We start from the raw sequence: 23,446 nt of genomic DNA, 5'->3' as shown, positions 1-23,446 counted from the left end.
GCTCAGCAGCCTGTGCAACTCTTTCCTTCGAAGCGCGGCGCTCATCCCGCCTCTTCCTCCGTTCCCTCCAGAAGCTCTAAGAACAGCTTCACCAGTTCGGGCTCAGGCTCCGCTCCCCCGGTCTGTCTGACATAAAACCGCCGAAACAGCTCATCCATCGGCAGCTTGGCGGACGAGCCGGCCTCCGCCAGCTCCGATGTCATTTCAGGATACACCGGGCGGATGTTGACTAGCCCTTCCCGCGCGCCGCGAAGCTGATGAATCTGCTCCATGGACATCGTTTCCTGAAGGTGCAGCTCCAAGTCAATCCAGGCCCTTGCATCGCGACCTTCCTCCAGCCAGCGATGCACCTCGGCAAGGCCCCCCTTGGCCGTCCAGCGAACGAGCGGCCGACCGCTGCTCAAATAAATCTCCTCTACCTGCGGCACGCCTCCCGGTGCCAGCTCCACCACCGAAACCGACTTGGCCTGGCCCGCTTCCGAGAAGCTGTAGGCGAGCGGCGACCCGCTGTAGCGAATCATCGTATCCGCCTTCATGTATTGCGGTCTATGTAAATGGCCCAAAGCCACATATTGCGCTCCTGTGCATAATGCAGACGTATGCACCGTGTAAGCGCCGCCGACCTGTATCGGACGCTCGGACTCCTCCTCTTTGCCTCCGAGTACGTACAGGTGACTCATGAGCAGGTTGACCGTATCGGCACGGAAGTGCCCTGATTGCGCAAGCGAAATATGGCGCACCCGTTCCGAATAGGCCGCCCGCAGCACCTCTTCCTCCGCCGAATCCGTCAGCAGCTCCTTCAGCCGGGACTCCGACGGGTAAGGCAGCGCAAACAGCACCGCCTTCTCTCCCGTACGAGACACCGCGGATTCGTGTACGCGGGCCTCCGGCAGCCCGACCAGGGTCACTCCCAGCTTGAGTGCCAGCGGAGCCGCCGCCGCCAGCCGGTCGGGATGGTCATGATTGCCGGCAATCACATAGACGGGACGCTTTCCCTGATCCGCCAGCCTGGCCAAAGCGTCATAGAATAATTGCTCCGCCGCGGCTGGAGGATTGACCGTATCGTACACATCGCCAGCCAGTAAGACCAGATCGATCTGCTGGTCCCGTACGATCGCCGCCAGCTCATCCACGAATGCCTCCTGCTCCGGCAGCCGGCTTCTTCCCTCCAGCGTCCGGCCCAAATGCCAATCCGCCGTATGCAGTATTCGCATGCCACCTCTTCCTTTCCTTCAACCGCATTTACAATGGAACCACATGCGCCCCATCGAATAAAAAGATATATTTCGCCGCGACCGGCCGCTTCCAGATCGTCTCCACCGCCCTCGCATAAAGCTCAAGCTGCAGCCGGTATTTCTCGCCGACTGCGGCAGGAGAGCTTCCTTTGAGATGATCCGTCTTAAAATCCAGCAGAACAAGCCCGGCATCCTCTTCGAACAAGCAGTCTATAACCCCTTGGAGCATAATGATCTCATCGCCGAGCCGCTCCGAGTTCTTCAAGCTTTCCGCCCCATATACATCCTTGGCAGGAAGACCATAGCTGAAAGGAACCTCGCGATGCACCTTCGATGAGGAAAGAAGGCGTCTGCCGAGCTCGCTCTCGAAGAAAGACACGATGACCGCCGGCTCCACCACGCCGGCTTGTAATTCCGTCAGCAGCTCACGGGCCACCATTCCCGCGAGCACTTCGTGTACATCCGCTTCCGTCGGCGTCTTGGTCAGAGGCATCTGCTGCATGACGGCATGAAACACCGTTCCGCGCTCCGCCGCATTCAGCTTCGTTTGCTCCAGAAACCGAGGTCTGCGAACAATCGCCGGCCGATAGCCGGCACCTCCCGACCTTGCAGCATCGATGAGCCCGGCTCCGGGCAGTGCCAGCCCCTCCTCCGTAAAGACGGCCTCCGCCGTCCCCTCGGACTCCGATAACAGCTCCATGAGCTTATGATGCTCGGACAGCCGCTTCAGCTCCGTAACCGATGTCTTGGCCAGGACCTTGGTCGCCTGCTCCTCACGGTATTGCCAGGACAGCCTGCGCCATACCTCATGCTCCCAGCGCTCCGTCTCGCCTACCGGCTCCAGACGGAGCATGGTTTGCAGCCGCTCGTTGCTCCGCTCGATCGTTCCGGCGGCTTCCGCCATACCTGCGAAAACTTCCGTCCCGATAATCTCGACGCGCCAGCGGGAGGGCTCATTCATCAGGAACGCTTGTGCCCGGTAACCGCAGCCCGCCGCATCGCGCAGCGGCTTTCCATCGGGATGACGGAAGACGGCCGGGCCGATCCAGTCCAAGTAACAGCGTGCGGATGCGAGCGCATCATCGGGCAGCTCCTGCCGGTCATGATCGATGAAGCGCAGCCAGGACCGGAGCGTTTTGTCCAGCCCCTTTACCGAGCCGATCAAGTAAAGCTTCTCTCGCGCACGGGTCAATGCCACATACAGCACGCGCATCTCCTCGGCAAGCAGCTCCAGCTTCATCTTGCGCTGGATGGCGAGCCACGGCAGCGACGGATAGCTGACCCGGGTATCCAAATCCATATATTTCGGCCCGAAGCCGAGCTCCTTGTGCAGCAGGAAGGCGTCTGTCAAGTCGCGGTTGTTGAACTGCTTGGCCAGTCCGGCCACGAAAACGACCGGAAATTCCAACCCTTTGCTCTTATGGATCGTCATGATCCTTACGACGTCCTCCTGCTCACCGAGCGCGCGAGCCGTCCCCAAATCGCTCCCTCCTGCCTGCATCCGTTCCACGAAGCGAAGAAAACGGAACAAACCCCGGAACGAGGTTGCCTCATACTGCCGCGCCCTGTCATAAAATGCCCGTAAGTTGGCTTGCCGCTGCTGCCCTCCCGGAAGTCCCCCGACAAAGTCGAAATAACCGGTAGAGCGGTAAATGCCCCATATCAAATCCGCGAGCGGACCTTGCTGTGCCTCTCTTCGCCACTCCGCCAGCTGAACGAGGAAAGCGGCAAGCTTCTCCCGCAGCTGCGAATCCACCGGTCCGTCGTCCTCAGAGCTCCTGGCATAGGCACGCACCGCATCGTAGAAGGCACCTTGCCTGCTTCGAATCCTTACCTTTGCCAGCTGTTCGGCGCTCAATCCGACGATGGGAGAGCGCAGCACCCCGGCAAGCGGAATATCCTGATAAGGGTTATCCACAATTTTGAGCAAAGACATCAGCACCTGCACTTCAATCGCGGTAAAATACCCCGTACTCAGCTCGGCATACGCAGGAATTCCCTGAGCTGCCAGCTCCTCAATCAGCACGGGAGCCCATGCTTGCGTCGCCCGAAGAAGAATGACCATATCCCGGTATGTGATATCGCGCATTCCCTTGACGGACTTATCAAATACCTGAAACGGCCGGTGCCCGTCCATCCCCAGTAGCCGGCGAATGTTCAGCGCAATCGTACGCGCTTCGAGCTGTACGACAGCCAGCTCCTTCGCTTCTTCCTCGAGACTCGGTCCTTCCTCCGCAGGCGAATCCTCCGCCTCCTCAGACCAGACCGCAGGCTCCTCTTGAACGTTTGCCGCATTCGAGCGGTCAATCAGCAGGAGCTCCACGGCCAGCTTATTGTCTGATCCGCTCTCTTCCGGGTAGCTTGCTCCGCATACCAGCTCCGCCGCCCGGTCATAGGCAATCTCGCCGACGGTTTCATTCATCACCTGACGGAAAATATAGTTCGTCCCGTCGACAACCTGTCTGCGGCTGCGGAAGTTACGCGCCAAATCGATTCTCTGGCCCGGTTCCGTACCGTCCGGAACATAGCTTTTATACTTCTCTTGAAATAATCCCGGCTCGGCTAGCCGGAACCGGTAAATGCTCTGCTTCACATCGCCGACCATGAACCGGTTCCCGGGAGCCGCACGGGAAATCAGCTCTACGATAGCCTCTTGCACCCGATTCGTATCCTGATATTCGTCCAGCAAAACCTCCACAAACTGATCCCTGTAGTCCTGAGCCGCTTGGGAAGGAAGCAGCTCCCCGGGGGAAGCCTCCGCTGAACGAAGTATTTGAAGGCAGTAATGCTCCAAATCGGCAAAGTCCACCAAACCCTTCGCCGATTTCGCCTTCCGGTACCTCTCCCCGAATTCAATGACCAGCTCGACCAGCTTATTCATCAAGGGAGCCATCGCGAGAAGCTCTTCTCCGTGCTCCCGAGGCGTTCTGCCGAACAGCTCTTCCTTGATGGCGCCAAGTCTTTCCTTCACTTCATTGCGCAAATCCTTTACCTGCTCCTGAAGCTCTTTATCATAATCGCCCTTGCACGGCTTCAGCTTTCCGAAGCCCGCTCCCTGGAAGGCGTTATAGAGCAGCTCCCATCGATGCTCTCCGGATACCATCTCCAGCAAATATTCGATAACCGCCGTGTCATCCTCGAGGTTGCCCGAATAAGGCTCCGGTCCGCCAGGCTGCTTCGTCACGCGAACCGCTTCCTGAAGCACGGCAAGCATGCCCTCCAGCTCCAGCTTGACGGATGCCCGGAGGCTCGGAAGCCACGGACTTTCCTCTTCATTCCAGCCTTGCGTGAATAGTCCTGCCATATCCCGAAGCCATTCATCCGGGAACGGATGGCTTCGCGAATAATCATAAAGCCTTTGAATGAGCTGAAACAGCGCTTCGTCGCTCTTGTCTCCGTTAAACCAATCGGCAAGCCGCCAGAAGGCATCCCCCTCGGCAGACTCTCCGTACTGTTCCTCCAGCAGCTCCTCAAGCAAATCCTGACGCATCAGTGCACTCTCGGTCTCGTTCGCTATGCGGAAGCCGGGGTCAAGTCCAATAAGCTGGTAGTACCGGCCGATCACCTCAAGGCAAAAGGAGTGCAGCGTGGTAATGGAGGCTCTATGGATCAGAGCAAGCTGCCGCCGCAAATGATCGGAGCCCTGATTCGCCGCCAGCGCTTTCTCAAGCGCTTCGCTGATCCGGTGCCGCATTTCTGCTGCAGCCGCCTTCGTGAAGGTAGCAACAAGCAGCCGGTCCACATCGATCGGATTTCGCTCATCCGATATGCGTCGGATAATCCGCTCTACGAGTACCGCCGTTTTGCCTGAACCGGCGGCTGCGGCCACCAGCATGGAATGCCCGCTGAGGGTAATTGCGTCCCACTGGTCGTCCGTCCAGGTGCTTCCCTCCGGCTTTGGTATTCTATCGATCACTATGCATCTCCTCCTTCCTTCGCTTGGTCCTCATCTTCTATTGTCACTTGAAGCGCGGCAAGCTTGTCCTCCGCTCTTCCCGCCGGCCGGAACCGAGGTGACGATGGGATTGGCTTCACCTGACCGGCCGCAGGGGATTCCATCAGCTCCCACACCCGGTCCTTTCCAAGCACCGGTAGCTGACGATGAGCATTGCCTTCGAACTGTGTGTCAAACTGGCACACCGGTCGATAGGAGCAGCCGTTGCAGGCTGCCGATGGCCCCATGCGGTAAGGGGCGATATCGATTCGGCCCTCCGTAATGGAGGTGCCGATGCTTTGAATGGTTTTTTTTACATAACTTCGAACCGTATTCCACTGCGCCTCCGTCGCCACTGAGGAGGTCTTGTAGAAGGTGCCGTCCGTCTTGAGCGCCGCAGGCAAAATTTCCGAATAGCCGCTGGAGTTTGCCAGCCCGTTATCCATGAGCTTGACGATCTCGGCATCGGCCCGAAGCAAGCCCTTCATCTTGAAGCGCTTCTTGACCTCCTTCTCCACCGCCTCGGCCTCCAGCCGGTTCTTCTGATTCAACACGGGATTATGTACATGGAAGTACAAGACGCCGGCAGGCTCCGCTTCCTTGCCGAGCCAGATCGGCGCATGGGTCAGTACTACGTCCAGGTAAGCCAGCATCTGCAGCGATAAGCCGTGATAAACCTCCGCAAGATTTAGAGCCTTGGAGCTCGACTTGTAATCGATCACCCTCAGCAGCGTGCCCCGCTCCGTATCCGCGCGGTCAATGCGGTCGATCCGGCCGCGAAGCTCCATCTTGACTCCGCCGGGAAGCTCGTATTCCAATGGCGGAATCGGCTGCCCCTTGCCGAAGCCGACCTCAAGCCCAATCGGGCGGAATTGTCCGCGCCGCTCATGCTCTCCGAGGATGGCTGCGGCTTTGCCGATGACCTGCTTCAGTTTTCGGGCGATATAATGGTACCTCTTCGAGCTCAGCAGAATTTCACCCTGAAGCCTCGGTGCGAGCATGTCGATGACTAAGGCTGCCCGCTCCTCGCACTCGCGTGCAGACAATCCGCCCCAATCGACCCCTTCCTGCAGCACCTGCTCTGCGAAGCCGCTTAGCGCAGAATGGAACAGCTGACCGATATCCGGAGCCTCCAGCCGGAACAGCTGTCTCTCCTTAAGGCGCAAGCCGTGAGAGACAAATTGGGAGAACGGACATTGCACGAATCGTTCCATACGGGAAACGCTCGTTTCGATGGTTTCTCCGTACAGCTCCCGGCTTGTTTCCTCGCGAAGAGGCGCCTCTTCGTTCGTATAAAGCAGCGACTGTAACAGGCGGGATAATCTTCCGCTATATTCCGGCTGACGGGCAAACCAATTGTAAACCGACCACCAAACCTCGTTCACTTGCTCTCCATACATCCAACGCTTCAGCTGCATAATTAATAGGCTAAGCGCTTTGTCCGGATGGGCGACATAGCTTAAGTGCTCCGTAAGGCTGTCTTCTTCACCCGGCTCGATGACCAGCAGCCTTTCCTTTACCGTAGGAAACATTCGCTTGAGCTGCCGGATCACATCCGACGGAAGGAGGGTCTTCCCTTCCTCGTCCGCCAGCGGGTAGCTAAGCCAAAGCCCATGGGAGGGCGTGCAGAAGGCGCAATACATTAAGAACGGCTCATCGAGCAAACGGCGTCTGCTGCTTTCGGCCAGCATCAGCCCGGAGGCTGCCAGCAGCTCCCGCTCCTGCTCGGAGACGACGCCGTTCTCCGTAATTTTGGCCGGCATCACGCCTTCATTTACCCCCAGCACAAACATGATCTTGACTTGCCCCGACCGGGTACGGTCCATGCTGCCGACCAGCACTTGATCCAGGGTCGGCGGAACGAGCCCCAGCTTCATGCTCTCCATGCCGGTTTCCACCAGCCGGGCAAATACCTCTGTGGACAACGACTCCTCCCCCATCAGCTCGACCAGCTGATCCAGCATGTCCATCACACGATCCCACACTTGAGCGTGCTCTCTCGCCTTCTCGGGCTTCCCTTGGCGAAGCGCCTCCTGGCTCCAGGCCTCCAGTCTTTCCGGTACTTGAAGCGTCACCAAAAGCTCGTAGAGCGCCTCCACGCGGTCCCTTACGCGCTTGCTCTCCTTCATCTTCTCCTGCATCCGCAGCAGCGGTCTCGTCACCCGTCTCCGGCAGGCATTGATTTTGCGTAAAAAGGCTTCCTCCCCCGCGCTTCCTTTCGTACCGTCAGAATCCAGGTCAGCTCGCAAGGAATACGTCCAATCGTCCGGGGACAGCCATTTGGAGCCCTGAATCCCGAAGGCCAGCACATAGTTCTCCAGCTGATCCATCGCATGACGGTCGATAATGACCTCCTCCGAAGCATCCTTGCCGAGAGGCAGGAAGAAATCCGTTTTGACACATCGAAATACAGCATCATACTTCCAGTACAGCTGAATGACCTCCAGAGAGGAACGGATCAGCTCAACGAGCGGATGATGCATTACGGTGCGCTTCTGATCGAAAAAATGAGGAATTCCATAATCCTGAAACGTGCCGGCCAGGAGATCTCCATAAGCTTCAATATTTCTTACCGAGACCGCAATATCGCGATAACGCAGCCCGTCCTCCCTCACCAGCCGGACGATATCCCTCGCTACACTTTCCGCCTCAGCCCGGCGGCTTACCGCTGCAGACAATCGAACAGGGAAAGGCTTGCTCCGTTCCTCGAAAGAGGCCGAATAAGGCCGTTTCACGCGCTGCTCCCACGCCGTCTCCAAATACGCCAGTGCAGGACTGTCGGCGAACCTCGCAGGGGGCTCCGAGCCGAGAAGAACGGAAGAGTCCATTCGGGCTCCCAGCTCCTGCAATCTCGCATGCAGGTTCATCATGGTGCGTGCCGTCGGATGGAACAGATCGAGCTCATGGGGTTCCTCTCCGGCCCGGTACTCTCTGTTTAAGCACAGTGTCAGCGATACATTCTCGCAATGGACCGCCAGCTGCTCCACCACCGCCAGCTCCTGAGGCGTAAAGCCATGGAAGCCGTCGATCCAGCACTCCGCACCAAGTACGTATGATGAATCCTTCAGCTGCCGGGCCAGCAGCGCCAGGTAATCCTCTCCATCGAGGTATTGTCTCGAAAGCTGCCGTTCGAATTCACCGTATACCAATTGGAGATCGTGCAGCTTGTCTCTCAAATGCCTGCCGCCGAGGCCCCCCCTTGTCTCCTGCTGTTCTATGTACTGCTTCAACCCGTCTGACGTGACACAATACCGCTTGAATTCCGTCAACAGCTGATTCAGGTTATCCAGAAAACCCATCTGGTCGGCTGAAGCGTCGAATAATCGTAAGCGGTCCTTCTGTTTATGTAAAATGCTGTGAAGCAGCAGCTTTTTGCCGGTTTCATCGATCGGCAGTCTTGCAGTGCCCCCGACCTCCTGCATGACCCGCCAGGCAAGCCTGCGGAAGCTGAGCACCTGTGCCCTTAATGTGCCGCCAAGCTCCGGAGATTGGATCAACGCATACTCCGCTTGCGACGTGGCCTGCTCCGGCACGAGCCAGATCAGCGGACGCCCGTCCGGCTGCTCCGCCAGCCTCCGTTTGATTTCCTGCAGGCACCATGTCGTCTTCCCGCTGCCTGCCCTTCCGAGCACGAATCGAAACGCCACCGTTTGTCCCCTCCATCGTCCTTTCTATTATTCTACTATTCTATCAAATTTCCATAAGGAAAGCGAAGGTATGTTCTGGTTGAAAGGTAAAAGAATAACCCTGTATCTTTGAGCAAGACCAGGGCTATTCCACATAAAAAGTTCAGTTAGTCCAATGCTGCGATATCACGCATATCGCCTATAATCGCGTACTCCCTCCTTCTACTGAACCGATTTTCCGTCTCATGTTATGAAAGCTTCATGTCTCAACCGGTCCCTTAATTGCTGCAAAACTAAGCTTCGAGGCTCCACATGGCTTCCGTATGAATCCCAATATCCGTCGGGTCCGCGGTGACCTCCCGGATCCTTGCTCCCGACGTGCCCAATTGCCCAGTTTTGTGCGGTCGGCGGCTGGTGTGCCACCAAGACGCCTTCCGTATTCCATGCAGCGTAATTAGCTCCTGCCCAGCCGTGACCAGAACCCATATTCAAACGGTTCATGAGGGAGATCTTGTCTTTTACATTGTCATACAAGCCGCCTACGGACCATCGATGATGCGGTTCGCTCCATGTAAGGGGGTTTACACCGACACAATCTAAAAATACATTCGGTCCCGTCACTCTGGAACCCAGCGTAAATCCATGGCGATTGTTCAAGGCTAGGCAACGCTGGACCAACGCGGACTGGCCTTGTAAATAAAACCCGTAGCGCCCGACATAAATGTTCGTTTCATAGAAGGTACGGCCGCTCGGGTCGTAGCCTTTGCCGTGATAAAAGCTTTTGGAAGCGATTAAGCTAGAGCAATCTTGGATCGTAATCCACTTGGAGCCCCTCCCTGTGAGAATAGCCCCGTTCGTGCTGGTAAAGTGCTCGAGAGTCACATTCCGCACCCATCCGTTCTTCATTGCATCCAGGCTTACAAATGCATCGGCATGCCTAGTGTCATCCACCCCGTCGGCATTCGGCCGCCAGTAGGCAATGGCACGCAAGTGTTCCACCCCCGATTGAACAATCCGTCCCGGGTCTTGGAACTTATAGACTCTCCCCCCACCCCATCGCGTCTCTATGGCATTAACAAGAGAAGAATCAATTGTGATTTGATTCCCCTCTAGTGCTGTAATGACATGCTCAAACTCGAGCTCGAAGGGCGACCACTGCGTAATGCTCCCTCCGTCCGTTCTTGGAGGGATCCGATTCATACCGATCTCTTCGATCCAAGCTGCATTGCCGCTTCGCTGCACGATAATGCTGTCTCCTACAGCAAACCATTCCGGGTTTTCGATGTGGAAGGTGTTTGCACCTACCGGAACATATGGATCTAGAATGGTGCTGTGCCCGGTACTAGGGATACGAATGCCGGAGGAATCCCCCTCTATCTTTAGTATTCGGCGCCGCTCACTGCCAGTTGCAAGGAGTACGGTAGCTTCCTTTCCTTGCAAACCGTCAATCACCCGATCCGGATCGTAATCTTGCTCCGGCTCATACCATAAACGGTCTAATTCGCCTTGTCCTTCCCCTCTCAGCACAACACCGCTTGCCCGGATTTCCAACGTTCCCGCGATTTCGTACACTCCCTTGCTGAGCAGCACCGTCCCGCGGAAGCCTTGTTCATCGGGGATATACTTCGATACGAGATCGATGGCATCCTGAATAGGTTTGGTGTTGTCTCCAGGTATCGCTTCAAGCGTTATCCTGACGGGCGCATGCGGCAGGGATACACCCCCGCCCATATAACCGCAGCCGGAATAATCAGGCAGCCTGTTTCCCAAATAATCCGGAACATATACCATACGCCCGTTGTCAATGTAGGCAGCTTTACTGCTGCCCTTAACGGACAAGTCCTGTACGGAGAAATAGAAAGTATGTAACGGGATGGATGCGCTCGTATCCCCTGGCTCAACGACAATCTGATAAAGTCCTGTCAGAACGGCCTTGCCGGGAAAATGAATCGATGCCTCCACGGAAGCCTCTAGAGGATAAGCTGCTTCTTTAAAAATAGTGGCTGCGCTTTGGGTATGAATTAATCTTATATGCACTTCCGTTGCTTCTTCCGCTTCGATTCGCAGCACCGGGTAATCGCTCCCAGTGTATAGGAAAGCAGGGTAGCCGATTCGAATATCCATCGTATCATGGATAATTGTTGCATTCGTAACCCCCGATGTATGATTCCCTTGCGATGTCTTCACTCCCGTTCCTCCCATTCGCTCATAAGCAGTGTGATGAAGCTAAGAACCTTTTCCTGATCATATTCTCAATGCGAAATCATCGTAATATCCAAAACTCAGGAGTTTTTGCACAATACTAACTTTTTTTTGTCAAAAAGAAGTGTTTCCGGTTTGCATAAAAATAAGGTGTTTTGCACTTTTCTTAGCTATTTTTGATTCCTTTCAAAATCAGCTGGAATCGGAAGGGATCGGAAGCATTCGTAAGGTTAATCTGACGTACCCGCGATATGAAGGGAAATGAGGGGAAATATCCGTGTATTGGTGGCTGAGCCCGGATGATATGATAAGCAGGTCGAAGTATAATATGTGGTTGAGACGGCGATTTGGATATTTCAACTAAAAACAGGATGTGGATGCCATTGAAGGACATACGTTTACTTAAGGATTATCTAAAGGCCCACTGGTATTTTTACTTGTTCGCCGTGCTTTGTATTTCGGCGGCCAATATTACGCAAGCTTATTACCCGAAGGTGCTCGGAAATTTCACAGATGATTTGCAGCAAAGTGGGATTACCTCATCATCCATTCGCAATTACAGTCTGCTGCTGCTTGCCATCGGTCTGACCTATGGAATCCTGGGCGGAATCGGGCAGTACGTTGTGATGAGAATGGGCAGATTGTTCGAATTTGTTACCCGTAAAAAATTGTTTGCCCACTTCACTACGCTAAGTGAAAGCTATTATTCCAAAAATGGTGTCGGCAAGCTGCTCAGCTATGTGATGAACGATGTGACGTCGGTCAGAGAATCGATTTCGCAAGGGATTAACCACACGACCAATGCAGTCATTATTATTTTATCCGTAATTGTGATGATGATCTTAAGCTCAATTCCGCTTTATTTAATCATGATTTGTATATTGCCGATGCTAGCCATTCCTTGGGCGGTGGTTTACTTCGGCCCGAGAATACGCGACCGTTCCAAGAAGGTGCAGGAGGCGCTCGCCGGTATGACTGAATCGGCGGAAGAGCAATTCGGAGGCATCCGCGTAACAAAGAAATTCGCTGTAGAATCCGTCATGCGAGCCAAATTCGGCCAAACGGTCGACCGCATACTTGACAATCAGGTTAGACTGGTGAGAATCTCCTCCCTGTTTCAGGCGCTGCTGCCGTTTTTGGGAGCGCTGTCTCTGATTCTCTCCCTCGCCGTAGGCGGATACTTAACCGCACAAAAGCATATTACTCTAGGCAACTTCGTATCTTTAACGTTATACATGCGGATGATCGTCAACCCGCTGCAGCAAATTGGAAACGTCATCAATACGATGCAGCGCTCGCGCGCCTCGCTGGAGCGTCTCAATGCTTTGCTGTCTCTGAAGCCCGAGATTGAGGAAGCAGCCTATGCTAAACCGATGGATTCGGAGGCTGTTTCTATCCGCGTGGAAGGTTTAACGTTTGCATATCCGGAATCAAGCAAGCCTTCGCTTCGAGACATCAGTCTCACCGTTCCTGCGGGGAAAACCTTAGGCATCATCGGCAAAACGGGAAGCGGCAAAACGACGCTCGTCAAGCTGCTGCTTCGGATCCATAATCCGCCCAAGGGCACCATAGGGCTGGGTAACAAGGACATCCATGACGTAACACTGGAAAGCTTGCGGTGCAATATTGCTTACGTGCCTCAGGACGGCTTTCTGTTCAGCACCACCATCCGTGACAATATTGCCTTTCATAACCGGGACACGGCTTTTGAATATGTGGAGCAAGCGGCAAGGCGCGCGCAAATTTATGACAACATCGTTGATTTTCCCGATGCTTTCGAGACGAAGCTCGGCGAGAGAGGGATTACGCTGTCGGGCGGACAAAGACAGAGAGCGTCCCTTGCCCGCGGCTTTATTAAGGACGCGCCCGTACTAATATTGGACGATAGCGTCAGTGCTGTGGATGCCGTAACGGAAACAAAAATCATTGATAATATTCGTCTTGGACGAAAAGGAAAGACAACGATTATTATCGCTCATCGGATCAGCGCATTGAAGCACGCCGATGAAATTATCGTATTGGATGAGGGACGCATCGTTCAACGGGGAACCCATCAACAGCTGCTCGCTGAGGATGGTCTGTATGCCTCTCTTTATTCCATTCAGGAGGAGGGGACACGGTATGCCGAAGGAAGCTAACGGCGGTAAGCAGGAGGAAGAAATCAACGCGTCCTATCACGTCAGCCCTGAGCAGCGCCGCCAGGCCTTTCGAGCTATGTTATCCTACATCGTGCCGCACCGCCGCAAATTTGTAACCGTGTTTTGCTTTACCTTCCTGGCCATCGCGGCGGATCTGCTTCAGCCCTATCTTGTGAAGATTGCCATCGACGACAATTTGGCCATAGGCAAGAACGATATGGGGATGCTGCTGGTGATCTGCAGCATATACCTTGCACTTTCCTTGCTGGGTCTCACTTTTACTTATTTGCAAAACAATTTGCTGCAATATACGGGGCAGAGCATCGTCGCCCGAATTCGCAAAGAACTGTTCGAGCATATCACCAAGCTGCAAATGTCGTTTTTCGACCGTTTTCAAAGCGGCAGTCTCGTCACTCACGTCTCCAGCGATACCGAGACATTAAACCAATTTTTTACCCAGGTGTTCCTTAGCATGATTCGTGACGGTCTGACGCTGATCTTTATCATCGCATTAATGTTTCATCTTGATCCTACGCTGGCTGCTTACAGCATGATCATTCTTCCGATTATTGCAGGGATCGCGATCGGTTTCCGCAACTACATTCGTAAAACCTATCAGCTTACACGAACCCATTTATCCAGGCTGATCGCGTTTGTGGCGGAGAATTTGGCCGGGATGAATCTGATTCAAGCGTTTCACCAGGAAAAAGAACAGAACCAGCGTTTCACCGGGCGCAACGAAACGTATTTCCGCGCGAACCTTCGCGAGGTCCGGACGAATGTCCTGTTTAACCGCTCCTTTGACTTGCTCGGCAATATGGCTGTAGCGTTCCTGGTGTATGTCGGCGGTCTGGCCGTATTTAACAAAAGCATCGAGTTTGGCGTTCTTTATGCCTTTATCACTTATATACGCCAGTTTTTCCAGCCGATCAACAATATTACCCAGCAGTGGAACACCCTGCAATCCACGATTGTTTCTATGGACCGGCTCTGGAGAATTTTTTCTCTCAAGCCTGAGATTACGGATACAAAGAAGCCTGTCCCGATCGATTTGTCCGCCGTGAAGGGGCGTATCGATTACAACCATATCCAGTTCGGGTATTCGGAGGACAGCACGGTGATCGAAGATTTGGACCTGCATATACGCCCTGGGGAAATGGTTGGCATTGTCGGTACAACCGGTGCAGGCAAAAGCTCATTAATGAGCCTGCTATGCCGCTTCTATGATGTTCGGGAAGGCAGCATCCTTGTGGACGGAACGGATATTCGGGACATCCCCCAGGCTGTTCTGCACCGCATGATCGGGCTCGTACAGCAAGAGCCTTACTTATTCTCAGGATCGATCATCGATAATGTGAGACTCTTTGACGAAAACATTTCAAGAGAAAAGGTAATCGAGGCGTGCCGCTTCGTCGGAGCGGACGTATTGATCGAAAGGCTGAAGGATGGCTATGATACGCGCCTATCGGAGCGCGGCAGCGGATTATCCGCCGGAGAAAGGCAGATGATCTCCTTTGCCAGAATCGTCGTGTTCGAGCCCAAAATCCTGATCCTCGACGAAGCTACCGCCAATCTCGATTCACACACGGAGCAGCTGGTACAATCGGCGCTTCAGGTGGTATCCCAAGGACGAACCACGATGGTCATCGCCCATCGTCTTTCCACCATTATGCAAGCGGATCGAATTATCGTGATGCGTCAGGGCCGTATTGTAGAAGAGGGAACGCATCGGCAGCTTCTCGATAAACAAGGGTACTATGAGCAGTTATACCGGCATTCACAGGGTAAAGCGAGCTTAGAAGTAGGCTGATTGCAAAAACTGACACCGGGCATCCGGTGTCAGTTTTATTATGAGAAAAACAAGCGTTACCGCTTCTCTATTACATCCACGGACCTTTCAACGATTGGATAAAATTTATTTACTACCTCCCGTACAAGCGTCACCCGATCAGGGAGCTCCGTCAATTCCTGCATTCGGAACTGGAATAACACGGAAGGATCCGCACTAGCGCCGCTAAGTACGAATCGCCCATTCTCTCCGCTGATTGCCCCTCTGCCGTCCACCCTGAACTTTCGTCCATCTGCCGTCTTCAGGCTCCAGCCTTCCGTCAGACGCTCGTTCATAAACGTCCCTTCCACATGCAGCGCCGCTTCTTCCTTATCGATCCGAGGATCAGGACTCGGCTCCAAGGTGAATCTCCTGATGGTCAGCTCATCCCCTTCCGCCCGGAACGTCACAGGCTGCTGCGCCAGCTGATTCGTGACTAGCTCCACCGCTGTACCGTCGGTCTGAGCAACGGTAAACCCGTCCCACACAAACCGGTAGGGACTTTCCTCCGGCAAGTACTTGAAGGTATAGCTGTGACGCATCACGCCTGGCTTCTCTCCCGGCAGCTTTTGATAGCTCATCAGGCTGTCTTTATGGGGCATCATTCTGCTGTTCACGCTATGGATTTCTTCCCCCGATTCATCTTCGAAATGAAAGCTTAGCTCCTGATCCTTCCACAGGTCACCCGGCGAGCGAACGATTGCTTCGCTGCTAAGCTCCGTTTCCAGCTCGAACCGCACACCCTGCACCATGCGGGTCAGCTGCTTCAGCCGAACTGTCATTCCTTCTTTTGCCGTGAGCTCACCCTGCAACGGAATAACCACCGTTTGGGCCTTGGCCTCGCGTAAATCCATAGCGAACCTGAAATTCCACTGCCCCTCCACGACAGGCAGCCTCTGTATCTCGTTGCCAAGCTGGCGGATCGTGCCTTCCACATAGATTTTGTCCGCTTGAATCGGCTCCGGAAAGAAAGCGACCATATAGTAAAAATCGCCTGTTAGCCCCATGTCGTACATTTGCCCTAGCATACGACCCTGTTCATCTTTAATTTGAATCTGATTTCCCGGAGCCATCGTCAGTCGGTCGTCATCATGACGGCCGTCCGGTCCAAACAGCTGCAGCGCCATTACTACCCTAGTCGGGTCCGCCACAGCCTCCTCAATTTTGAGTGTATATCCTTGATCCTTCACCTTAATTTCCGGGTTGTGCACGATCCCCAGCTCCTGTGCCCGTAAAAGCCCGATATCAACGTTATCACGGCTAAATAACGAGCGGACCATCTCAGCTACGGTGGGCCCATTCAAAGCCAGCGCAGCCATGATCGTAAGAACCAGCACCCCGGCGGCGATTCGCGAATAACGGGCTCTGGAAGTTCGAACGACAGCCGATTCCGCCTTCACCGGTTCGATTTCCGCATCCTTCAAGGATGCCATTACCCGCTGCGTAAAATCCTCCGGCAGCTCATCACGAAACAATGACTCGGAATAAAACATCTGCTCCTGCAAAACGTCCTCAAACAGCTTTTGGCAGCAGGCACAAACGGCTCTATGCAGCTCCAGTTCTTTTCTTTTCACGGAAGTGCTTGAGGCAAGGCAGCGATCCATTTCATCTCGTGTCCAACAATTCATTCACCGCTACCTCCTTCTCCGTCATTACCTGCTTAAGCCTTTGCTTTGCACGATACAGATCATTTTGTACCTTGCTGGTTGGAATGCCAAGCAAGTCCCCTATTTCCTCATAGCTTAAATCGCCGGTATATCTAAGCAGCAATGCCTCCCTGTAGCCCCGGGGCAATTGCTCCAAATACACTAGAAGCTCCCTCTTTCTCTCTTCCAGAAGAAGCGTTTCCTCCGGACCCTTTTCACCTGAAGGCAGCTGCGAGTCCAGCTCGGTAAGCTCCATTCTTCGCTTTTTCCACTCATCCTTCACCAGGTTTGTCGCTATGGAATAAATCCAGGCAGCAAAGCTCCGTTCCTCCTGCCGGGCAGCCAATTTGCGGTAAGCTCTTAGAAAGGTTTCTTGTGTCAGATCCTGCGCATCCTGCAAGCTTACTCCCATTCCCCGGATCACATTATAGATCTTGTTCTTGTACTTATTTACCAGGAAGGCATACGCTTGCTTGTCACCCGCAAGTACACGGCGGGCCAGCTCGCTATCCTGCTCCCTCTCGTCCCTCATTCCTGTGCCACCACCTATTCTGTATATATAGACGATGACCGACTGGAAATCTCTCACTTGAACAAAAGAAAAAGCCTAATCCGATGCTTTCGAATCGGACTAAGCTTTTCTACTACCGGTGAATCGGATAATCTACTACAACCACGCTATCGAGGTAGCCGTCGAGCATCCGCACGAATTGTTGGTGAACCGGGTGCGGACCGTATTGCCGGAGCGCTTCCCGGTCCTCGAAGGTCACCCGCAAGCCGAGACTATAGCCATGCCTATTTTCCGTTTCTTCCGTCACGTTCACTCCTGCCGTAAGCTCCACTATCCCCGGGATGCTCCCCTTGAAGGTATGCAGCTTATCAATCAGCCTTGCCTCAAGCTCCGGCGTATAGCTGCCGTTAAATTTAAATGAAACCAAGTGCTCGAACATCGATTATTTCCTCCCCCCGGCTTAGTCGCGGCTCCGCAGCTTGGACAGCAGACGAAGAATTTCAATGTAGAGCCACACGAGAGTAACCAGCAAGCCGAAGGCGCCGTACCATTCCATATACTTCGGTGCATTCCTTTTGGCGCCATTTTCGATAAAATCGAAATCCAAAACGAGGTTCAGCGCAGCAATGACAACAATGACTAAGGAGATCCCGATGCCAATCGCCCCCGTATCGTGCAAATAGGGCACCTGCATACCGAAGAAGCTGAGTACGATGTTGATCAAATACACCAAAGCAATGCCGCCTGTCGCTGCTACGACACCCAGCTTGAAGTTTTCCGTAGCTTTAATCAGCCGGGTCTTGTAAGCAAGCAGCAAGGCAATAAACACGCCGAAGGTCAGCAGCACCGCCTGTACCGTAATGCCGGAGAACGCAGCTTCATATCTTGCAGATAAGCCGCCGATGAACAAACCCTCGAGCGCGGCATAGACCGGCACGAGATACGGGGACGTCGTCGGCTTGAAAATAATCACCAAGCTGAGAATAAATCCCCCGATTACTCCTGCAGCCAAGTAAGGAGCAACATTGTGACCGTTGAAGTACATGTTCCAGGTGTAAAAGGCTGCCCCCAGCAAAATCGCCAGCGAAATAAACGCTTTGTTGACTGTACCATCGATGGTCATCGTTCTTCCGATAGACGAGCCCCTTTGTCTTTCAAACGTATCCTCGTTTAACGCCGGATTTCCGCTCCTGCCATAATTCAATGGATATCCACCTCTTTTTGTATGGTTAATTACTGTTTCGACAATGAATGCTCGATTTCCTACTTATGGTTATCCATCCTTACCAAATTTCTCCTAAGATATCCTTAAGGTTTTCTCAATGACACGGCGAGCACCCTTCTTCCCTCTCTCGTCACTCACTTTTTTTATATTCCTTGAACCAAGCTTATATTCATAGGTAAGGGAACGTCGATTCTCCCAAAGAGAAAACCACCGATATAAGTCTCTCGGTGGTTCTCGTTAAGATCCCTATTACTCCTGCGCGCCGCGGCGGCTACTCAAGCTAGACCCTCTTCCGGCTCCGCACCTCGAAGATGGCGAACTTTAAGTAGTTCCCTTCGTCCACTCCAAGTATACGAGGATGATCTTTGCCTGCGGTCCGGTACTCCAACAAACGCAGAACCTTCCCCGCATCGACGGCTGCCGCATGAATCGTCTCCAGGAACAGCTCCGGCTTCATATGATACGAGCAGCTGGCCGTCACTAGATAGCCGCCCTCGTTCACCAGCTTCATCCCATGCAGGTTAATGTCCTTATAACCGCGGCAAGCTCCCTCTACCGCCCCTCGCGATTTGGCGAAGGCAGGAGGATCGAGAATGACCACGTCCCACGTGCGTCCCTTTCCCTCGAGCGGTTTGGAGGTATCCACCTTCTTCGAGGCGGCTTGCCCCCGCTCCTGCCTCTGTTCGATTCCATGCACCTGCTGGCGCAAATAATCGAACGCATCCGCTACGATAAATTCCACCCGATCCTCGAAGCCGTTCAGCTCCACATTGCGCTTCGCCGTCTCCACCGCATGCTCGGAGATGTCGAGACAGGTGACCTTCTTGGCCCCGAACTTGCACGCATGAAGGGTGAAGCTGCCGGTATGGGAGAAGCACTCGAGCACAGCAGCCCCATCCCAAAAAGGGAAGGTGACCTCCTTACCTTTGGCATTGACGGGGACCGGTCGCAGAGCTCCGTTCTCATCCGCGAGCTCTTTCAATTCGATTCCGCTGCGCCGGCCCCAGCCTCTCATGAGCGGCTCCAGCGCCGCACGGTTCTCCCGCTGATCGAAGAAGTAGCCCGTCTTCTGCCCTTCTACGATGTCCACCTCTAACAGCAGACCATTCTCACGAATCGTGACATGTCGCGGACAATCGCCGTACAATACTCCCGTCCGCTGCTCCAAGCCTTCCAGCTCACGTACCGCCACATCGCTGCGCTCATAAATGCCTTTAGGCTGCATGACTTCGATTAATGCGGAAATGATGGCATCCCTTGCCTGCTCCATGCCCAGGGTGAGAATTTGAACGACCAACACATCTTCAAATTTATCTACCGTCAAGCCCGGTAAAAAATCCGCTTCACCGTAAATCAAACGATACGATACATTCTCACCTAAGAAGCGTTCGCGATGCTCTCTACAAGCTCGAATGCGCTCCACGAAAAAGTCGTGCGACATCGCTTCTAGAGGCTCGTTCGATACGATCCGAACCGCCATCTGCGACGCCGGATTATAATATCCCGTGGCCATATATTGGCCGGCATGCGTATGTACTGCGACAAGTGCGCCGGGAGCAGGCTCCCCTTCCGTCCGGTCGATTTCGGATTGGAAAATCCAAGGGTGTCCCGCTTCCAGCCGCTTCTTGCGATTTTTTTGTAAAATAACAACTGCCATGGCTGCTCACAGCCTCCTGCCTCTACTCAATAGGATGATGTTCCTGTCGTTCCGCTGACCAAAGCTACGCCGGAGCTGGTGCCGAGTCTCGTTGCACCTGCTTCGATCATGCGCAGGGCGGTCTCGAGATCACGGATACCGCCGGAGGCCTTCACGCCTGTCGCTGCAGCAACATTCGCCCGCATAAGACGAATATCCTCTACCGTTGCACCGCCAGGCCCGAAGCCTGTAGACGTTTTGACATAATGCGCTCCCGCTTCTTCAGATAGGCGGCAAGCGGCGATCTTTTGCTCGTCGCTCAGCTGCCCCGTCTCGAAGATGACCTTTACAATGGCCTGTCCCTTCACAGCTTCCACCACAGCGCGGATATCCTCCCGAACCGCATCATGCTCCCCGGCCATCAGCCGTCCAACTTGCAGGACCATGTCGATTTCCGAAGCGCCCTGCTCTGCAGCCTTCGCCGCCTCATAAGCCTTGACGCCGCTGTCATTCGCCCCAAGCGGGAAGCCGCACACTACGCTGATTTTCACCTGCGAGCCTTTCAGGACATCCTGACAGTAAGGTACCCAGGTCCCGTTTACACACACGCTGTAAAACCCATACTGCATCGCTTCCTCACAAAGCTTCCTCACACCCTGTGCATTCGCATCCGCCTTAAGCAGCGTGTGATCAATGTAAGAAGGAAGCTGGCTCATGTTAAACGTACTCATTATCCCTTCACCTCGTAGCCTAGCGCTTGCAGCGCCTTCATAAGTACCGAATCGTTGTTGCCGTAGCCTGCGTTCATTTGCTGCTGCCAGGCATCCTGCGGCGTAAGCCATTCCACTCCGCGAATCTCCTCCACCTGTGCCTGCAGCTTCCCCCCGGTAGCTTCGACCAGGAAGTAATGAACCTCTTTATCAATCAATCCTACCCCGGAAAGAGTAAATTGATAAGTAATCGTCTCCAGCGGCTGTACGATGGAACCGGTGATTCCCGTCTCTTCTAGGATTTCCCTAAGCGCTGTCTGTTCAATCGTCTCGCCGGTTTCCATTTTGCCTTTTGGCAGTGTAATTTTCCCATAGCGGTCCTGGATCATCTGGATTTGCAGCTGTCCCTCGAATCGCCTGTACACCACGCCTCCCGCGGAGATTTCCCTCATCGGTCTCCATCCTTCCTAAGTATTTTCAGAGCCTAACAAGAGAGAAGGACTCCAGCTTCGGCGTGTGCTTCAGCATGAAATCCTCCTCTCCTTTCGTTTATACGATCGCTTTCTTTTGTACGGAGGCTGACAGCGGGGCTTCTACAAGCTCTCCCCGCACTTCGTTGACACCCGCCTCCAGGATTTTCACCCGGCATACTTGTCCAACCCGATCTTCACTGCCTTGGAAAACCGTCTGGAGGTAGTTATCGGAATACCCCATGATCAAGCCGCTGTTCGGCTGACCCTTGTATTCCCGCTCCGGAATAATCTCCAGCACCTGCCCGACGAATTTCTTGGCGTAAGCAAGCTGCATCCGCTCGGACAAATCGATCAGCTCATGAACGCGGGCATTTTTCAGTTCCTCGTCGATCTGGTCCTCCATCCGTGCTGCAGGCGTACCGGTTCGCTTCGAATAAGGGAAGACATGCATTTCCGAGAATTGCATCTGCTCCATGAAGCGATAACCGTTTCGGAACATTTCCTCCGTTTCACCGGGGAAGCCCACAATCACGTCCGTAGTAATCGCAGCACCCGGCATGATGCGGTGAATTCGCTCGATCTTGTTTCCGAATTCGGCCGTCGTGTATTTGCGTCTCATCCGCTTGAGTATGTCGTCATCCCCGGCTTGGAGCGGAATGTGAAGGTGACGGCACATTTTATCCGAACCGTTCAGCACCTCAAGCACTTCGTCGGTAATCTGGCTCGCTTCAATCGAGGAAATCCGAATCCGCTTCAGCCCGTCCACCTTATCGAGATCCCACAGCAGCCTGGCCAGGCTGTAATCCTCTATATCCTCGCCGTAGCCACCCGTATGAATGCCCGTCAGAACGATTTCCTTATACCCGGCATCCACCAGCATTCTGGCCTGTTGGAGCACGCTTTGAGGCTCTCTGCTGCGCATCAAACCGCGGGACCAAGGAATGATACAGAACGTGCAAAAGTTGTTGCAGCCCTCTTGAATCTTAAGAAATGCGCGAGTGCGGTCGGCAAAATCGGGCACATCCAGTTCCTCGAATTGCCTTGTTTTCATGATGTTGCGCACCGCGTTAATCGGTTGACGCTCGTTCTGGAGCTGCTGCACATAGGTCAAGATTTTATCCCGATCCTGCGTACCGATGACCAGATCGACCCCGGGAATCTCAAGGATTTCCGCAGGGGAGGTCTGCGCGTAACAGCCGGTGACGGCCACGATCGCTTCCGGGTTGCGGCGTACGGCCCGGCGGATCATCTGTCGGCTTTTCTTGTCTCCCGTATTGGTAACGGTGCACGTATTAATCACATACACATCGGCAGTCGATTCAAAATCCACCTGCTCATAGCCCTCTTGCTTGAACAGCTGCCAGATCGCTTCCGTGTCGTAGAAGTTCACTTTGCATCCCAAAGTATGAAATGCGATGCTTGGCATTATGCTTCTCCTCCCATCTCTCCAGCTTCATATAAAATGCACGTCAGCCCTACCATTGCGGCTGTTTCCGTACGTAGAATTCTTCGTCCGAGGCTGATCGAACGGCTTCCCGCCGCTTCCGCTGCAGCTACTTCCTGCTCCGTAAATCCGCCTTCAGGCCCTACGATCAGCAGAAGAGTCGTTTTTCCTTCTGTTTCGACAGCGTCGCTTAAAGCCTTTTTAATGGCGGCTCTCAACTCCAGCCCGCTTTCCTTCTCATAGCAAATCCAGGAGGCGTCCGCTTGCTCGGACCGCTTGAGCAGCCCCTTCCAGGACAGGGGCGATTCCACTATCGGCACCCTACTGCGGTGCGCCTGCTCCGCCGCCTCCTTGGCGATCTTCTGCCACCGCTCCACACGCTTCGCTTCCTTCTTCGCCTCAAGCTGAACAATCGTCCGCTCCGAGACAAAAGGCAGGAACCGGCTCGCACCGATCTCCGTTCCTTTCTGGATGACAAGCTCCATCTTGTCTCCCTTCGGCAAGCTCTGCGCGATCCATACTTCGACCGCCGGCTCCCCGGTCATCGGACGGTGCTCCACGATGTCTGCGGTAACGCGGTCCTTCTCCAGCAAGGTGAAGCGGACCAACGCTTCGCGGCTGATCCCGTCGCTGACAATACATTCGTCACCTGGCTCCGAGCGCAATACGCGGACCACGTGATGAGCGTCGTCGCCGGTAATCGTCACTTCCCGCTCGCCAAACTGCTGCGGATCAATAAAATAACGCTGCATGGGATTCCTCCTGCAAATAACCAACCTACATCATACACCGATTTCGTTCAAAAAACCAGTGTTTCCAGCATTTCATAGGTACAAGC

Annotated in this window: 15 protein-coding genes; 2 read left to right on the top strand and 13 right to left on the bottom strand. The window is 54.1% G+C overall.

The window, feature by feature from the left end:
• Positions 1–41 precede the first annotated feature (41 nt).
• The 4 genes from QMO62_RS03270 to QMO62_RS03255 form a co-directional block, all read right to left on the bottom strand.
• Complete coding sequence (locus QMO62_RS03270; RefSeq protein ID WP_284638689.1) at positions 42–1,214, bottom strand: exonuclease SbcCD subunit D; 1,173 nt, start codon at positions 1,212–1,214, stop codon at positions 42–44.
• A 28-nt stretch (positions 1,215–1,242) separates the two neighbouring features.
• The gene (gene addA, locus QMO62_RS03265) at positions 1,243–5,151 is read right to left on the bottom strand and encodes a helicase-exonuclease AddAB subunit AddA (RefSeq protein WP_284638688.1); all 3,909 of its coding nucleotides are present in this window, start codon (positions 5,149–5,151) and stop codon (positions 1,243–1,245) included.
• Complete coding sequence (gene addB / locus QMO62_RS03260) at positions 5,151–8,816, bottom strand: helicase-exonuclease AddAB subunit AddB (protein ID WP_284638687.1); 3,666 nt, start codon at positions 8,814–8,816, stop codon at positions 5,151–5,153. Before addB ends, addA begins: the two co-directional genes overlap by 1 nt.
• A gap of 222 nt (positions 8,817–9,038) precedes the next feature.
• On the bottom strand, positions 9,039–10,982 hold the full coding sequence (locus QMO62_RS03255) for a hypothetical protein (RefSeq protein WP_284638686.1): 1,944 nt from the start codon (positions 10,980–10,982) through the stop codon (positions 9,039–9,041).
• A gap of 398 nt (positions 10,983–11,380) precedes the next feature.
• Between QMO62_RS03255 and QMO62_RS03250 the strand changes: the two genes are divergently transcribed.
• Together QMO62_RS03250 and QMO62_RS03245 are read left to right on the top strand one after the other, a co-directional pair.
• Positions 11,381–13,135, top strand: coding sequence for an ABC transporter ATP-binding protein (locus tag QMO62_RS03250; RefSeq protein WP_284638685.1), 1,755 nt, complete (start codon positions 11,381–11,383; stop codon positions 13,133–13,135).
• Entirely contained in the window at positions 13,119–14,945 is a 1,827-nt protein-coding gene (locus tag QMO62_RS03245; protein ID WP_284638684.1) for an ABC transporter ATP-binding protein, read from the top strand. The genes QMO62_RS03250 and QMO62_RS03245 overlap by 17 nt, the downstream gene beginning before the upstream one ends.
• A gap of 56 nt (positions 14,946–15,001) precedes the next feature.
• Here the strand turns inward: QMO62_RS03245 and QMO62_RS03240 are convergent, their stop codons facing one another.
• From QMO62_RS03240 to QMO62_RS03200, 9 genes are all read right to left on the bottom strand, one after another.
• Positions 15,002–16,537 (bottom strand): DUF4179 domain-containing protein, encoded by a 1,536-nt coding sequence (locus QMO62_RS03240; RefSeq protein WP_284638683.1) that lies wholly within the window; start codon positions 16,535–16,537, stop codon positions 15,002–15,004.
• A 31-nt stretch (positions 16,538–16,568) separates the two neighbouring features.
• Positions 16,569–17,141: an RNA polymerase sigma factor gene (locus QMO62_RS03235; RefSeq protein ID WP_284638682.1), complete on the bottom strand. Its 573-nt coding sequence runs from the start codon at positions 17,139–17,141 to the stop codon at positions 16,569–16,571.
• A 112-nt stretch (positions 17,142–17,253) separates the two neighbouring features.
• The gene (locus QMO62_RS03230; protein ID WP_284638681.1) at positions 17,254–17,559 is read right to left on the bottom strand and encodes a Dabb family protein; all 306 of its coding nucleotides are present in this window, start codon (positions 17,557–17,559) and stop codon (positions 17,254–17,256) included.
• A 21-nt stretch (positions 17,560–17,580) separates the two neighbouring features.
• Complete coding sequence (locus QMO62_RS03225) at positions 17,581–18,324, bottom strand: Bax inhibitor-1/YccA family protein (RefSeq protein WP_284638680.1); 744 nt, start codon at positions 18,322–18,324, stop codon at positions 17,581–17,583.
• Positions 18,325–18,625: 301 nt separating this feature from the next.
• Positions 18,626–20,002, bottom strand: a complete 1,377-nt coding sequence (locus QMO62_RS03220) for a class I SAM-dependent rRNA methyltransferase (RefSeq protein ID WP_284638679.1) — start codon at positions 20,000–20,002, stop codon at positions 18,626–18,628.
• A 26-nt stretch (positions 20,003–20,028) separates the two neighbouring features.
• Positions 20,029–20,712 carry a deoxyribose-phosphate aldolase gene (gene deoC, locus QMO62_RS03215; RefSeq protein ID WP_284638678.1) on the bottom strand — a complete coding sequence of 228 codons (684 nt, stop codon included), beginning with the start codon at positions 20,710–20,712 and terminating at the stop codon, positions 20,029–20,031.
• The gene (locus QMO62_RS03210; RefSeq protein ID WP_284638677.1) at positions 20,712–21,143 is read right to left on the bottom strand and encodes an NUDIX hydrolase; all 432 of its coding nucleotides are present in this window, start codon (positions 21,141–21,143) and stop codon (positions 20,712–20,714) included. Before QMO62_RS03210 ends, deoC begins: the two co-directional genes overlap by 1 nt.
• A 97-nt stretch (positions 21,144–21,240) precedes the next feature.
• Positions 21,241–22,590, bottom strand: a complete 1,350-nt coding sequence (mtaB, locus tag QMO62_RS03205; protein WP_284638676.1) for a tRNA (N(6)-L-threonylcarbamoyladenosine(37)-C(2))-methylthiotransferase MtaB — start codon at positions 22,588–22,590, stop codon at positions 21,241–21,243.
• Positions 22,590–23,360 carry a 16S rRNA (uracil(1498)-N(3))-methyltransferase gene (locus QMO62_RS03200; RefSeq protein ID WP_284638675.1) on the bottom strand — a complete coding sequence of 257 codons (771 nt, stop codon included), beginning with the start codon at positions 23,358–23,360 and terminating at the stop codon, positions 22,590–22,592. Before QMO62_RS03200 ends, mtaB begins: the two co-directional genes overlap by 1 nt.
• Positions 23,361–23,446 lie beyond the last annotated feature (86 nt).

The organism is Paenibacillus silviterrae (genome assembly GCF_030167925.1).
Taxonomy (GTDB): domain Bacteria; phylum Bacillota; class Bacilli; order Paenibacillales; family NBRC-103111; genus Paenibacillus_G; species Paenibacillus_G silviterrae.
Note: the sequence above shows the minus strand (reverse complement) of the source record. Positions and strands in the feature narration are given on the sequence as shown.